12 protein-coding genes are annotated in these 13,813 nt (G+C 70.2%); 8 read left to right on the top strand and 4 right to left on the bottom strand.

What is annotated here, in order from left to right:
* Positions 1-96: 96 nt before the first annotated feature.
* The 3 genes from ACESMR_RS01890 to ACESMR_RS01880 all read left to right on the top strand — a co-directional run bounded on the left by ACESMR_RS01890 (position 97) and on the right by ACESMR_RS01880 (position 3,405).
* Entirely contained in the window at positions 97-1,386 is a 1,290-nt protein-coding gene (locus ACESMR_RS01890; protein WP_373044582.1) for a sensor histidine kinase, read from the top strand.
* On the top strand, positions 1,383-2,078 hold the full coding sequence (locus tag ACESMR_RS01885; protein WP_373044581.1) for a response regulator transcription factor: 696 nt from the start codon (positions 1,383-1,385) through the stop codon (positions 2,076-2,078). Before ACESMR_RS01890 ends, ACESMR_RS01885 begins: the two co-directional genes overlap by 4 nt.
* Before the next feature lie 79 nt (positions 2,079-2,157).
* Entirely contained in the window at positions 2,158-3,405 is a 1,248-nt protein-coding gene (locus ACESMR_RS01880; protein ID WP_373044580.1) for a hypothetical protein, read from the top strand.
* Between the two features lie 21 nt (positions 3,406-3,426).
* Here the strand turns inward: ACESMR_RS01880 and ACESMR_RS01875 are convergent, their stop codons facing one another.
* Positions 3,427-4,329: a DUF481 domain-containing protein gene (locus tag ACESMR_RS01875; RefSeq protein ID WP_373044578.1), complete on the bottom strand. Its 903-nt coding sequence runs from the start codon at positions 4,327-4,329 to the stop codon at positions 3,427-3,429.
* Between the two features lie 238 nt (positions 4,330-4,567).
* On the opposite strand from ACESMR_RS01875, the gene ACESMR_RS01870 reads away from it, so the two are divergent.
* The 3 genes from ACESMR_RS01870 (at position 4,568) to ACESMR_RS01860 (ending at position 7,186) form a co-directional block, all read left to right on the top strand.
* Entirely contained in the window at positions 4,568-4,927 is a 360-nt protein-coding gene (locus ACESMR_RS01870; RefSeq protein WP_373044577.1) for a hypothetical protein, read from the top strand.
* An 89-nt stretch (positions 4,928-5,016) separates the two neighbouring features.
* Entirely contained in the window at positions 5,017-6,276 is a 1,260-nt protein-coding gene (locus ACESMR_RS01865) for a M23 family metallopeptidase (RefSeq protein WP_373044575.1), read from the top strand.
* Positions 6,277-6,355: 79 nt separating this feature from the next.
* The gene (locus ACESMR_RS01860; RefSeq protein ID WP_373044573.1) at positions 6,356-7,186 is read left to right on the top strand and encodes a sensor histidine kinase; all 831 of its coding nucleotides are present in this window, start codon (positions 6,356-6,358) and stop codon (positions 7,184-7,186) included.
* Here the strand turns inward: ACESMR_RS01860 and ACESMR_RS01855 are convergent.
* From ACESMR_RS01855 to ACESMR_RS01845, 3 genes are all read right to left on the bottom strand, one after another.
* Positions 7,183-7,557 (bottom strand): response regulator, encoded by a 375-nt coding sequence (locus tag ACESMR_RS01855; protein WP_373044572.1) that lies wholly within the window; start codon positions 7,555-7,557, stop codon positions 7,183-7,185. The two genes, ACESMR_RS01860 and ACESMR_RS01855, sit on opposite strands and share 4 nt — an antisense overlap.
* The gene (locus ACESMR_RS01850; protein WP_373044571.1) at positions 7,557-9,041 is read right to left on the bottom strand and encodes an RAD55 family ATPase; all 1,485 of its coding nucleotides are present in this window, start codon (positions 9,039-9,041) and stop codon (positions 7,557-7,559) included. Before ACESMR_RS01850 ends, ACESMR_RS01855 begins: the two co-directional genes overlap by 1 nt.
* 141 nt (positions 9,042-9,182) lie before the next feature.
* Positions 9,183-11,093 (bottom strand): DEAD/DEAH box helicase, encoded by a 1,911-nt coding sequence (locus ACESMR_RS01845; protein ID WP_373044569.1) that lies wholly within the window; start codon positions 11,091-11,093, stop codon positions 9,183-9,185.
* A 252-nt stretch (positions 11,094-11,345) separates the two neighbouring features.
* Here ACESMR_RS01845 and ACESMR_RS01840 point away from each other — a divergent pair, with 252 nt between their 5' ends.
* Both ACESMR_RS01840 and ACESMR_RS01835 read left to right on the top strand, forming a co-directional pair.
* Positions 11,346-12,677, top strand: coding sequence for an RNA polymerase sigma factor RpoD/SigA (locus ACESMR_RS01840; RefSeq protein WP_373044568.1), 1,332 nt, complete (start codon positions 11,346-11,348; stop codon positions 12,675-12,677).
* A 711-nt stretch (positions 12,678-13,388) separates the two neighbouring features.
* Positions 13,389-13,811 carry a hemerythrin domain-containing protein gene (locus ACESMR_RS01835; RefSeq protein ID WP_373044566.1) on the top strand — a complete coding sequence of 141 codons (423 nt, stop codon included), beginning with the start codon at positions 13,389-13,391 and terminating at the stop codon, positions 13,809-13,811.
* Positions 13,812-13,813 lie beyond the last annotated feature (2 nt).

Below are 13,813 nucleotides of genomic sequence, written 5' to 3'. Positions count from 1 at the left end.
CAGCCGGGGGGCGTGGGCTCGCTTCCGCAGGCAGCCCCAGCTGCGACCGGGACGCCCCGGTGGTAGGGTGGCCCCTCCTCGTGGACGGGAAGTACCGTGCGCCGCGCCGACCTCTTCGATTTTCGCAAGGTCTTCTACCTGCTCATCTTCACGGTCTGCGTGCCGTCGCTGGCCCTCTCCACCTTCGGCATCCTCGCGATCAAGCACGAGCGCGCCGCGGTGGAGAAGAAGCTCGAGGAGCTCTACGGCCAGAAGCTCGACCGCCTCGCCGAAGCCCTCGCCGCCGAGATCTCCGCAGCCGAACGCGCCGCCACGCCGACCGAGCTCGCCCTCGCCCGCCGCGTCCCGGCCCTGGCGGCGCAGATGTTCCCGGAGGAGCACGCCCGCTTCGAGCTGGTCCGGCTCGGCGAGACCCGCGACGAGGACGCGATCCAGGCCCTCCTCCGCTCCATCGCCAACAAGGCCCCCGCCGCCGTGGCGGCGGAGCTCGGCCCCCCCATCGTGGAGCGCCCGCTCACCGGCGCCCTCTCCGGCAACAGCCTCGTGGTTCGGCTGCCCGGTGACGACTCGCCGGCGTCGATCGCGCTGACCAACCGCGTCGTCTACGTCGTCCTCCTCGCCCTCTTCTACGGCTTCATCGCGGTGGGCATCGTGCTCACCTCCCGCGCGGTCTACCGGGAGGCGAAGCTCTCCCGGCTCAAGAGCGATTTCGTCTCGCACGTGAGCCACGAGTTGCGCACGCCGCTCACCTCGATCCGCCTCTTCGTGGAGACCCTGCGCCTGCACCGCGTGCGCAGCGAGGCGGAGCGCGAGGAGTGCCTCGAGCACCTGGACAAGGAGGCCGAGCGTCTCGCCGAGCTCGTCGATCGGCTCCTCGACTGGGCGCGGATCGAGAGCGGCCGCAAGGTCTACCGGAAGATCCCCGTCGCCGCCGCCTCGGTGGCCCGCGAGGCGGTCGCCGTCTTCGAACGGCAGCAACTCGCGCCGGAAGGACTGGTCGAGCTCACCATCGCCCCGGAGGTCGGGCAGGTCGAGGTCGACCGCGATGCGCTCGCCCTCGTACTCTTCAACCTCCTCGTCAACGCCTGGAAGTACACGGCCGAGGAGAAGGAGATCCACCTCCGGGTCCACGGCAGCGGCAAGCGGGTCGCCTTCGAGGTGGCGGACAACGGGCCGGGCATCCCGAAGAGCGAGCGGAAGCGGATCTTCGAGCAATTCTACCGGGTGGACGATCTGCTCACCCGCAAGACCGAAGGCACGGGGCTGGGCCTTGCGATCGCCAAGCGGATCGTCGAGGACCACGGGGGCCGGATCGAGATCGGCGGAGAAGTCGGCAGGGGCAGCAGGTTCACGGTGATCCTGCCCCGGGTGGAGGCGAGCGCGTGAGCAACGGGGCAGCGGCAGGTGCACGGATCCTCATCGTCGAAGACGACCCTTCGATCCTCTACGGCCTCAAGCACAACCTCTCCTACGAGGGCTTCGAGGTGATGACCGCCCGCGACGGCGAGGAGGGCTTGAAGCTCGCACTGGAGCGCTCCCCCGACGTGGTGATCCTCGACGTGATGCTCCCCGGGCGGAACGGCTTCGAGGTGCTCAAGGAGCTCCGCGCCAAATCGCAGATGGGCGTGGTGATGCTCTCGGCGAAGGGCGCCGAGACCGACAAGGTCCTCGGCCTCGATCTCGGCGCCGACGACTACGTGGCCAAGCCCTTCGGCCTGGCGGAGCTGCTCGCCAGGGTGAAGGCGGTGCTGCGGCGCCGCAACGGCGAGAACGAGAAGCGCGACATCCGCTTCGGCGACGTCACCGTCCACACCGAGGCGCAGCAGGTGGAGCGCGGCGGCGAGCTGGTGGACCTCACGCCGCAGGAGTACCGGCTGCTCCTCTACTTCATCGAGCGCGAGGGGAAGGCGCTCTCCCGCGACTCGATCCTCGACGGCGCCTGGGGCCACGGCTACGTGGGCACCACCCGCACCGTCGACAACTTCGTGCGCAACCTCCGGGTGAAGCTCGAGGAGGATCCGGAGGAGCCGCGCCACTTCGTCACCGTGCGCGGCTTCGGCTACCGCTTCGTGCGCTGAGGGCGCCATTTGTTGCAGTCGCCTTCACAAGAGGGTGAGATGGCGCCTTCTTCTCGCTGAACGCCGTGGGGGTTGCGCCGTGATCCACCGAGTCGCCGTCGTCGCCTGCATGCTGGTCGCCTGCACCTACGAGGCGGAGCGCCGTCCCGTCGACCCGGAGATACCCGCCCCCTCCCTTCGGGCCGGAAAGTGGAAGGCCGACGCGAGCGACGTTGGCGACCTGCCGCCGTACGAGCGCCAGCTTCTCGTGGGGATTCGCCCTGCCGGCGACGGGACGGAGGTGGCCCTGGTGCTCGGAAACGGCATCGGCGCCGTCGTGCCGGGCAGGCTGGAAGGCGACGCCGTGGTGGTCGAAGCGGTCTCGCTTCTCGATAAACCTTCGACAGCGGCGTGCAACTGGACCCGGTGGGATCTGGACCGGCTCGCGCTCCGCGTCGATGGCGACCGGCTCGAGGTGGAGGCGGTCGGCGTGTGGGAGAAATTCGAAGGCGACTTCTTCCATGGTGGCGATCTGCAGGGCCCGCTCACCGGCGAGCGGGTGGAGGCTTTGCCGGCGCTGATCGACCTGGACGACGCGACCTGGCTCTCGCCTCTCGGCAGGCTGGTCGCCCTGGTCGACGAGCCCGTGCGCCTCCCGGCGGAGGCGAGGATCGAAGCGGACGGCAGGCAGATCGCCGGACACGTCGAGGACGCCGGTCACTTCGCCACCAACGTGCGGGTCGTGCCCGCGGCGGCTCTGCCCTGGGGCGACACCGTCGAGGTGGAGGTCGAGGTCGAGGACGCTGCGGGTCACGCGCGGACGCTGCGCTGGTCTACGCCGACCGTCGCCGCGCCCACTACGGCACCGGCACCGCTGCTCACCAGCTTCGACGGCTACGCCGCTGCGGGACTCGAGCCCCTCGCTCCTTCGGTCGCGTCCGAGCTCTTCGGCAGAGAGGGCGGCGCCCTCGGGTTCGCCTGGAACCCGTGGGTCCTCGCCTTCGAGGCGGTGGTGCCGGAGACCGAGGCACCGGTGCTCCAGATCGATCTCCTCCACGTCGGCTACGACGAGGGCAACGGGCTCGCGAGGCAGGAGGTGGTGGTGACGATCGCCTCGGACGCGGCGCGCTTCGAGCACACCCTCGCGCCCTCGGGGGCGCGTGAGGCGCCCACGAGCAGCCGCTGGGATGTCGTCGAGGCGCCGGCGCTCCTGCCGGTGGACCTTGGCCCGCTGCGGGGCGAGCGGATTGCCGTCTCCGTCAGCGGACGTGCTCGCGGTGGCGCGTGCGCGCAATGGGGCCCAACTCCCACCGACGTGGTGCTCGAGCGGGTGGAGCTCGTCCCCTGACCCTCACCGGCCTCGTCTGCCTCACCTGCCGAAGGCGAGCCGCAGCGCCGTGTTGTAGACGAAGTCCGTCCGGCGGAGCGACGGCAGCGGCTGCTCGCCGTCGAAGCCGAGCCCCACGCCGACGACGAAGGAGAGTGGCCCCACGAGGCGCGTGGTGAGCAGCGCCGACGTGACCATGTGGAAGTTGTCGGGCTCGTTGAAATCCGAGAAGAGATCCGCCTCGAAGGTGAAGAAGACGCCGTCGGCGATGACGTGCCGGTACCAGCCGCCCACGGTCAGCCCCGCGTTCGCCCGCTCGTCCTCCTCGAGCACCGAATCGGGCGGCGCCTGCGGCGGGACGACGTAGTACTCGCGCCCGTAGAAACCGCCCACGTGCACCACCCACCAATGGTGCGGCACCTCGAGGCCCGGCTCCTCGTCGAGCCACACGGTGTAGCTCGCACCGAGGACGCCGAACCAGTGCAGCCGGATCCCCTGGAAGGGATTGTGGCGCACCACCCCCGAGGCGAAGACCGAGAGGTCCTCCTTCAGGAAGCGGTCGATGCGCTGGTTGATCTGCGCGCTCTCGCCGGTGTTGGTGTCGAAAGTCTGCTGGAGGAAGACGCGGCCCGCCGTGGTCGAGACCCAGCCCGGCTGGAACTGCCAGAGGACGCCGCCGACGAGGAGCAATTGCGCCGCCTCGCGGTTCCCGACGGCCCCATCGATCTCGAGAAGGAACTCGGAGAGGAAGTCGAAGCGCATCGTCGGCTTGACCAGGGCGTAGACGGCACGCACGCCCTCGACGCTGGGCGCTGCGGACGGCAGCTCCGCCACCTGCGCTGCTTCTGGTGGCTCCTCCGCCTCGGGTGGCGCCGCCTCGTCGGCTGCCATCGCAGCTGGCGCGGCGAGGAGCAGGAGCAGGAGCGCAGCGAGCCGGGGGACCATCGGCCCATGGTCGGCATGCGTGGCTGCCCCAGGCAACGCCAGGGCCCGGGAGAATCTCCGCTCGTTGACGGATGGCGCTGCACACCGACGTCTCGAACGGCTTCTGGACGGAGCTCCATTTCGCCGAGTGGGACCTCCGCCGCGCGGGGGATCGGCTCGTCGGTGAAGGCCACGGCACCTTCGAGGCACGGGACCGGGACAATTTCATCGACGGCAGCTTCACCCTCGTGGTCGACGCGTGGCTTTCGGCGGCTACGCGGCGGAGGGCTCGGCCTACCCGCTGCCCGCACCGCGGGCCGAGGCGATCTTCGCCGCTGCCGGCGGATGGTCCCTGCCCGCCAGCGAGATCCACCTCCGGGCAGGGGCCGGCGCCGCGTGGACGGAGCAGCTCCTCCCGCTCGGCGACTGGGTGACCGGTCGCGGCATGCAGGTGGGGGCGTGGGGCGTGATCGCCATGCCGCAGACCCACACCGTCGGCCTCTCGGCGCTGCGGGGGCGCCGTGCGGTGATCTCGCTCGACGCCGGCGGGCTTCCCCTCTGCGGCGAGCCGGACAGCGACCAGGCCCTGCTCCTCCGCCGCGTCGAAGTCGTGCCCTGAAGGCATTGCCGACCGGGCAGGCCCCCGGCTCCCACCCCGCCGCCCGCTTCCTTCCACGAGCGGACATCCGGTGGTAGGGTTCCGGCCCGATGCGTCGCCTCGCCCTCGTCCTCGCCGCTGCCCTCGTGGCCAGCCTCTCGGCCTGCTCCGGCGCCGAGCCGGAAGCAACCCCAGCGCCCGTCGAGGCGCCGCCTCCTCCGCCGCCACCGGCGCAGGAGCCGCCCCGCAACCTCACGGTGCAGTCGGGGCAGATGAAGAACAACGAGAGCATCTCGGTGGCCCTCGGCCGCCTGGGCGTCGAGCTCACGAAGGTCCACGAGATCGTCGCTGCCCTCGACGGGATCTTCGATTTCCGCAAGGCCCGCCCAGGCGACGAGTTCCGGGTCACCACCGAGAACGGCGCCCTGCACCTCTTCGAGTTCCGCCGCGGTCCGGTGGAGGAGTACCTGGTCCATCCAGACGGCGACAAGCTCGTCGGCAAGGCCCGGGAGTTCGAGATCACCACCGAGGTGGTGCGCGTCTCCGCGACCCTCGAGTCCTCGCTCTACGAGGCGCTCCTCGCGGCAGGTGAGGATCCCTCCCTCGCGGTGGAGATGGGCGAGGTCCTCGCCTGGGACATCGACTTCTACAACGACCCCCGCAAGGGCGACACGTTCCAGCTGCTGGTCGAACGGCACACCCACGACGGCAAGCGCATCGGCTACGGCGCGCTCCTCGCCGCCGAGTACGACGGGCAGCTCGTCGGCAAGAAGCGGGTCTTCCGCTACGACAACCCGCGCTCCGGCCAGGTCGAGTACTTCGGCGAGAACGGCGAGGCGGCGCGGCGCGCCTTCCTCAAGAGCCCGCTCAAATTCGCCCACGTCAGCTCGCGCTACGGCATGCGCCGCCACCCCACCCTCAAGTACATGAAGAAGCACGAGGGCGTGGACTACGCCGCCGGCACCGGCACCCCGGTCTGGTCGGTGGGCGACGGCACCGTCACCAAGGCCGGCTGGGGCGGGGCCTGCGGCAAGATGGTGGCGATCCGCCACAACAACGGCCTCGAGTCGATCTACTGCCACTTCTCGCGGATCGCCGAGGGGATCCGCCCCGGCGCCAAGGTCGCGCAGAAGCGGGTGATCGGCTACGTCGGCACCACCGGCCGCTCCACCGGACCGCATCTCCACTACGCGGTGAAGCGCAAGGGCGCCTTCGTCAACCCGCTCGCGCTCAAATTCCCGCCGGCGGATCCGATCCCCGACGCAGACCTGCCGGCCTTCCGCGCGGCGATCGATCCCTACGTGCTCCAGCTCGACGGCAACGCGGCGTTCGCGACCACCGAGTCGGCACCGCAGCCCACGGTGCAGTAGGTCCACCCTGCAGCACTGCCTGTATGGGTAGTGCCCGCCAATTGACAGCCCGGCAGCGGGCGTGCGCAGGTGGGACGCAATGCCCGAAATCGGAACCGAGCCCGCCGCAGCCCAGGACGATGTGCCCTCGGCCCTCGGCCCAGAGAACGCGGTGCTGCGGCAGGAGCTGCAGCTCGCCAGGGCCCGGATCGTCGAGCTCGAAGCGGCGCTCGGCGATGCGGCCAGCGCCACCGAATCCCTGATCGCCACCGTCTCCCACGAGCTGCGTACCCCCCTGGGCACGTTGTCGATGGGCGTGGAGGCGATCACGCGCCGCGTTCGCAACTGCGCCGACGAGGTCCCCGCCGAGTGGCTGGTGCAGCGCCTCGGGCGGCTCCACCGCGCGGTCGGGCGGATCGACCAGCTCCTCGCCACCTTCCTCAGCGCCGCGCAGCTCCAGGCGGGCCGCATCGTCCCTGCAGCCTCCGACGCGGATCTCGTCGAGATCGTGCGGCAGTTGGTGGAGCAGCACGCCGATGCGCTCGCGTGGGCAGGCTGCGCCTGCACCGTCGTCGGCGCTCCCTGCCTCGAGGGCCGCTGGGATCCGGTTCACGTCGAGCAGATCGTCGCCAACCTCCTCGGCAACGCGATGAAGTACGCGCCGGGCCAGCCCATCGAGATTGCGATCGAGCGGGAGGGAGCGGAGGCCTGCATCCACGTCCGCGACCACGGCCCCGGGATCGAGCCGGGGGATCGGGAGCGGCTCTTCGAGCGCTTCGTCCGCCTGCCGTCGGCGATGCGGGTGACCGGCTTCGGCCTGGGCCTCTGGATCGCCCGCCACCTCGCGGAGGTGAACGGCGGCGGCGTCTCCGTGGACAGCTGCAGGGGCGCGGGCACCACCTTCACCGTCCGGCTACCACTCCAGGCTTAGAGCTGCCGGCCCAGCACCTTGCCGAGGGTCCTCGTCAGCGCATCGAGTCCGAAGGGCTTGAGCAGCAGCGCGTCGTAGAGCTGCTCGCCCCTGGGAAGCTGCATCGGCGCCGCAGTCATCAAGACCACCGGCACGTGGCGGACCTCCGGCCGGCGGCGCATCTCCTCGAGCATCTGCAGCCCGTCCATCACCGGCATCATCATGTCGAGCAGCACCAGATCGGGAACGTCCTTCTCGAGCGCAGCGAGCCCCTCCCTGCCGTTCGGCGCGGTGACCACGCGGTATCCTTCCCACGAGAGGATCTCCGCCAGGGTCTCCACGATGGTGAACTCGTCGTCCACCACCAGCACGGTCAGGGGGCGCGCCTCCACTACGGCGCTCCGTTCGCTGGGTCGGGGGCGTTCGGATCCCGCGCCTGCCCGAGGATCGCCAGCGGCCCGGGGAACTTCTCACCGACCTCGATGCCGCTGCCGGTGATGTCGAACGCGAAGAGGCCGCGGTCGTGGGCGCTGTCGCGGGTCTTCATCACCGAGATGAGGCGGTGGAGCTCGGAGCCGATCTCCACCTGGCGCATGAAGACGATGTTGTCGAAGATGGCCGACACGCCGGAGGTGGGGATCTCGATCTCCCGCACGAAGAGCTCGCGCGTCTCCTCGGTGATCACCGTGGTCACCCCGAGGCAGGAGAGCTCCTTCACCAGCACGGAGAAGAAGCCGGCGAGCCGGTCGGCGTAGACGGTCTCCTTGAAGCCGACGAGGCCGTCGATGAAGAGCCGCTTGATGCCATGGGTGCGAACGAGATCGAGCAGCTCGCTGGCCAGCGCATCGAGGATCCGCTCCGCGGCGACCTGCCAGTGGAGGACGATCCGCCCGGCCTCCACGTGGGCCCTGAAGCCGAGCCCGATCCGATCCGCTTTGTCCATGAGCGGACCGGGCATCTCGTAGAAGCCGAAGTGGAGCCCCTTCTCGCCACGGCGGGCGCCCTCCGCGAGGAAGTGGAGGCCGAGGATCGTCTTGCCGGATCCGGAGGAGCCGAGCAGCAGCGTCGTGGAGCCGCTGCCCACGCCCCCGCCGAGCATCGTGTCGAAGCGGGAGACACCGAAGGGGCGGAGTTCCTGGCGCCCGGGGTCGAAGGGTGGCGGCGGCGAGATGTAGCCCTCGAGCCGGGGAAAGACGACGACGCCGTCGGAGGTGATCCGGTACGGGTGGCCGCCCTCGGTGAAGGCGCTGCCGCGGAATTTGGTGACGGAGAGCTCGCGCAGCGTGCGCAGGCCGAACGTCGAATTGCGCAGCTCGATGATGCCGTCGACCATCGTGTGCTCGGGCTGCTCGCCGGGAGCGCCGCCGGCGCTGGTGAGGAAGAGCACCGTGCAGCCGATCACGCCGACCCAGGTCTGGAGCTCGTTGATGAAGCGCTTGTAGTCGACGGTCGAGTTGGCGAAGTTGCTCGCGGTGACCATGCCGTCGAGGACGAGCAGCGTGGCCCGGTGCTCACGGATCCCGTTGCGCACCAGCTCGAGCAGACCGGCGAGGCCGCGGCTCTCCACCGCCGAGAAGCCGTTGATGTACTTCACCGGCCCGCCCACCGCCTGCATGTCGAAGAAGCTCATCTGGCGGAGCTGCGCCATCATCCGCCCGTGGGTCTCGGCGAGCAGCGTCACGTAGAGCGCCCGACCACCGCCCCGCACGTGGTCGAAGCACATCTGGTTGGCGATGGTGGTCTTCCCGGCGCCGGGCCTGCCGGCGAGGATGTAGATCCCCGCCTGGAAGAGGCCACCGCCGAGGATCCCGTCGAGGCCTCGAACGCCGGTGGGGATCCGCTGAAGCAGAGGAGGGAGCTCGCTCTCCTCGATCATGGCGCCCTTCCTTTCCCCTTCGTGCCATTAGCGGCACGATACCGCTGGCACTGCAGACAAACACGGCAGGCAAGTAGCTGCCACCCCTAATGCGCCGAGGGCCGCCGTCCTCTGCGGAGCGGCGGCCCTCGGCTGCTTGCTCTACCGGCGGCGCCGGGGTCGCCGCGCTCGCTCGACCTTCACTTCCTTCTCGCCCCGGCTCTTGCCGTTCGCCGCGAGGAAGGCGTCGAGCGCATCGCGCTCCACGTAGACGAAGGAATGGGCGGGGCGCACGTCGATGTGCTTCACCTTGCCGGCGTCGGCGCCGCCGAGTTCCGCCAGCGCCGCCTTGACGCCCTCCACGTCGAGGCCGTCCTCCTCGCCGAGGGAGACCCAGAGCTTGGCGCCGCGATCCTCGCGGGGCTCGCCCTCCAGCTCCTCGGTGGGCGGCGCTGCGGGCTCCTCCACGCTGCCGGTGGCGTGGACGTGGGGCACGGGCAGCGTCGCCGCCACCTCGCCCTCCTCGCCGGTCACCGCCCGGGGACGACGCTCGCGGGGCTCCCGGCGCTCGGGCCGCTCGCGGCGCGGGCCGCGCTCGCCGCGCGCCCCACGATCGCGGCGCTCCTCCCGCTCGCGACGCCGCGGCGGCGCCTCCTCGCGGGCTGCCTCCGCGCCTTCGGCGAGGAGCTTCTCCTTCACCTTCTCCATCCGGTGGTGCTGGAAGAAGTATTTGAGCGCGTAGGCGATGAGGAACTCGCCGTCGGTGCGCTTCTTCAGCTCCTGCGCCAGCGGGATGAAGGCCTCGAAGACCGACGCGCCCATTCCCTCCCGCAACTCGGCGACGTGCCGCTCGGTCCAGAGCTTGCGCGCCTCCTCGGCGTTGGGGAGCTTCCGCTCCTCGAACTGGATGTTGAACTGCTTCTCGAGGGTGCCGCGGGTGAGGTACTCGCGGCCGCCCACCAGCGAGATCGCGGTGCCGGTCTTGCCGATGCGGCCGGTGCGGCCGACGCGGTGGAGATAGACCGCGGGATCCTCGGGGAGCGAATAGTTGATCACGTGGGAGAGGTCGCTGATGTCGATGCCGCGGGCGGCGATGTCGGTCGCCACCATGTAGCGGACCTCGCCCTTCTTCACCTTGGCCATCACCCGCTCGCGCTCCTTCTGCGGCAGGTCGCCGTTCAGCAGCTCGGCGTCGTAGCCGTTGCGGTTGAGCACGGCGGTGACGAGCGAGGTGTCGTCGCGGGTGTTGGCGAAGATGATCGCCGAATCCGGGTTCTCCAGCTCGAGGAGGTAGAGCAGGTTCCGCGGCTTCGGGTAGTCCTCCACCATCTTGTACGCCACGTGGGCGATGCCCTCGACGGTGTAGACGTCGCCGGAGAGCAGGAGCGTCTCCGGATCCTTCAGGTATTTGCGGATGAGCCGCTCGATGTCCGGCGGCACCGTCGCCGAGAAGAGCAGGGTCTGCCGGCTCTTCGGAAGCTTGTCGAGGATCCGGGTGACCTCCTCGAAGAAGCCCATCGAGAGCATCTCGTCGGCCTCGTCGAGGACCGCCACCATCGCGCCCGAGAGGTCCAGGGTGCCGCGGCGGATGTGGTCGTAGACACGGCCGGGGGTGCCGACGATGAGCTCGGCGCCGTCCTCCAGCGCCTTCACCTGCGCGCCCATCGGGGCGCCGCCGTAGATCGCGGCGACGCGCAGGTCCTTGTGCTGGCCGAGGGCGGTCGCCTCCTCCGCCACCTGGAGCGCGAGCTCGCGGGTGGGGCAGAGCACGAGGCCGAGCGGCTTGCGGCTGCCTGCGGGCAGGCGCTCGAGGACGGGGATGGAGAAGGCGGCGGTCTTGCCGGTGCCGGTCTTGGAGCGGACGATGAGGTCCTTGCCCTCGATCACCTTGGGGATCGCCTGGGCCTGCACCGGCGTCGGATGGGTGTAGCCGCGGTCGGCGATGGAGCGCTTGATCTCGTCGGAGAGCGGCAGCTCGGCGAAGGTGACGTCGGACTGGTACTCGCTCGACGGCGTCGTCTCTTCGCTGGTCGGTTCGGTGGCTTCGGAGGCGGGGAGAAGCGTTTCGTCCATGTCGTGTCGGCCCCTGCAGGGGCCGGGCGCCCGGGCGCCTCCGACCCCATCTGGTACTGCGCGCCGGAAGGCGCGTCGGGAAAGCTCCCCGGTGCCGGTTTTCGCAACCCGCGTGACCGGTTCGGAGAGCAGCGCCCGTTGGCTTCCTCGGCAGTTCCGAGGGAATTTTCAGGGTGGCACGGACGCTTGCATAGAGAGCGCAACGCCTATATCACCCGCCACGTTGCGCAGCAATTTCTCCGGAAAGAACCAGTGAAGCACCCGCGCAAGTCCCAGGAGACGCCTGACCTGCAGCGGACTGCGGCTCCCCCGGAGCCCGGCACGGAAGGTCCCGGCGCGTCCGGTGGAGAAGAGGCGGCGCCGAAGAAGCGGCGCGGCAGGCCCCCGAAGAGCGCCGCCGCTGCACAGCAGGCGCCCGCCGAGAAGAAGCCCCGCGGCCGCCCCCGCAAGAACCCGGCGGAGAAGGCGCCACGCAAGCGGGCGACGCCGACCGGCAAGACGGCGAAGGCCCGCAGGCCCACCGAGGCCGAGGTGGTCGACGCGGAGCTCGTCCAGGCGGAGCCCGAGGAGGGGGAGATCACCCCCGAGATCTTCGGCCTCGACACAGAGGAAGCCGAAGCCGAGGTGGTCGAGGTCGAGAAGCGGCCCGCTGCAGTGGTGCCGCTGCCCGTCGAGACCGAGGTCGACGAGGAGGAGGAGGAGGCGGAGACCTCGATCGCCCTCTCCCGCACCGACCCGCTCGCGCGCTACATGCAGGAGGTCTCGCGCCACCCGGTCCTCTCCCGCGAGGAGGAGCACACCCTCGCGGTGCGCTACGCGCAGACCGGCGATCTCGACGCCGCCTACCGGCTCGTCGCCTCCAACCTCCGCCTCGTGGTGAAGATCGCCTACGAATACCGCCGCGCCGCCTTCAACGTCCTCGACCTGATCCAGGAGGGGAACGTTGGCCTGATGAACGCGGTGAAGAAATACGATCCCTACAAGGGCGTGAAGCTCTCCACCTACGCGGCCTGGTGGATCCGCGCCTACATCCTCCGCTTCGTCATGGACAACTGGCGGATGGTGAAGCTCGGGACCACGCAGGCGCAACGCAAGCTCTTCTTCAACCTGCGCAAGGAGCAGCAGAAGCTCGCCGCCGAAGGCTTCGACGCTGGGCCGAAGCTCCTCGCCGAGCGGCTCAACGTCACCGAGCGCGAGGTGGAGGAGATGGACCGGCGCCTCGGCGGCGACGAGCTCTCCATCGACATGCCGGTCTCCTCCGACGAGGGCGCCGCCAGCTACGGCGACAGGCTCTCGCTGCCCGCGCGTGCTGCCGACGACGAGCTCGGCGACGCGGAGCTGAAGGCGATGCTCCGCGAGGAGCTCGAGGCCTTCGGCAAGACCCTCGAGGGCAAGGACCGCTTCATCTTCGAGAAGCGGATGATCTCCGACGAGCCGCTCACGCTGCAGGAGATCGGCGACCAGTTCGGGATCAGCCGCGAGCGCGCCAGGCAGATCGAGGCGAAGCTGGTGGGCAAGCTCCGCGAGCGGATGCAGGAGCGGATGCCGGACTTCGCGGATCTGACGCCGACCGACGACGACTGACCACCTGGAGCTCGAGCGGGTCGTTTCCGTGCGCCTTCAATCGGCGGATGGAAAATCGCCCGCTCCCCGCTCCTCGGCTGGCACCGACGGTCCGACTACCGCATCGCAGGCGACCAGGAGCAGGCCGAGGGGGAAGGCCATCGTCACTCGAGCCCTGGACGCGGAGCGAGAGCGAGCCGTCCGCCTCCCCGGCCACCTCGAGGCGCAGGTCGATCGCATCGGCCGGCGGAGGGGTGCCCTGCTGCTCGGCGTAGCGCGGTAGCAGCCGGACGTCGAAGAGACCCGCTGGTGAGACGCTCCCCAGCGGCGCCGGATCCGAGTCGCCCCCGGGCCCGCCGTCGTCCCCTGCCCCGCTTCCGCCGCAGGCCCCCAGGAGCGCCAGCGCCAGCCCCCCGAGCCCGATCGATCTGCGCATCGCGAGCCTCCTGCCCGCATTGGATGCGACAGAAACGGCGCATCGGACAAGATGCGCCGTGACTCCGCGTATTCCACCTCGAATACCGTACCGGCTGTGACACACCGGGTCATGCCGGGCTGCCGGCAATCTGCTACCGTGTGTGAAATATCGACGACATGGGAGGCGGCCGACAGGTACCGTGTGTTTCCGCCCCATGGCCGTACCCCATGGCCGTGGGAGTGCGGCGTTTCTCACCTTGCGGCGCGGCGGTCGTAGGTCGTAGGTCGTGGAGAAACCCGGGAGCAGGAGCGACCGTGCGCCAGTCCTGGATTGCCGAGCTGGAGGAGAACCACCGCGACCACGAGGCGATCCTTGCCGGTGTGATCGCCTCGCTGCGCGCGGCGGAGCCCGACGTGCGGGGCGCCCGTTCCGCGGCGGCGCGGCTCCACACCGATCTGCACCTGCACGTCGCCTACGCGCAGGAGGTCCTCGGCCCGTGGGCGGAGCGGCTCCTGGCAGACGGCGCCGTCGTGCGTGCGCGGATGGAGCAGGATCACGACGTGCTGCAGGCTGCGCTGACGGCTGCCCGCTACGCGCTCCACCTTCGCGCGATCGACAAGGCGCTGCAGCAATTCGAGGCGCTCGCGGACGGGCTCCGGCGCCACACCGCGTGGGAGCAGGCGCTCTCGCTGCGGCTCCGGCAGGCCCGCAAGGCGCGGACCGCTTCCGGCAGCTGAGC

Origin of the sequence: Vulgatibacter sp. (assembly GCF_041687135.1) — a bacterium.
Taxonomy (GTDB): domain Bacteria; phylum Myxococcota; class Myxococcia; order Myxococcales; family Vulgatibacteraceae; genus JAWLCN01.
The sequence above is the reverse complement of the archived record's forward strand: the minus strand, read 5'-3'. Positions and strand labels throughout refer to the sequence as shown.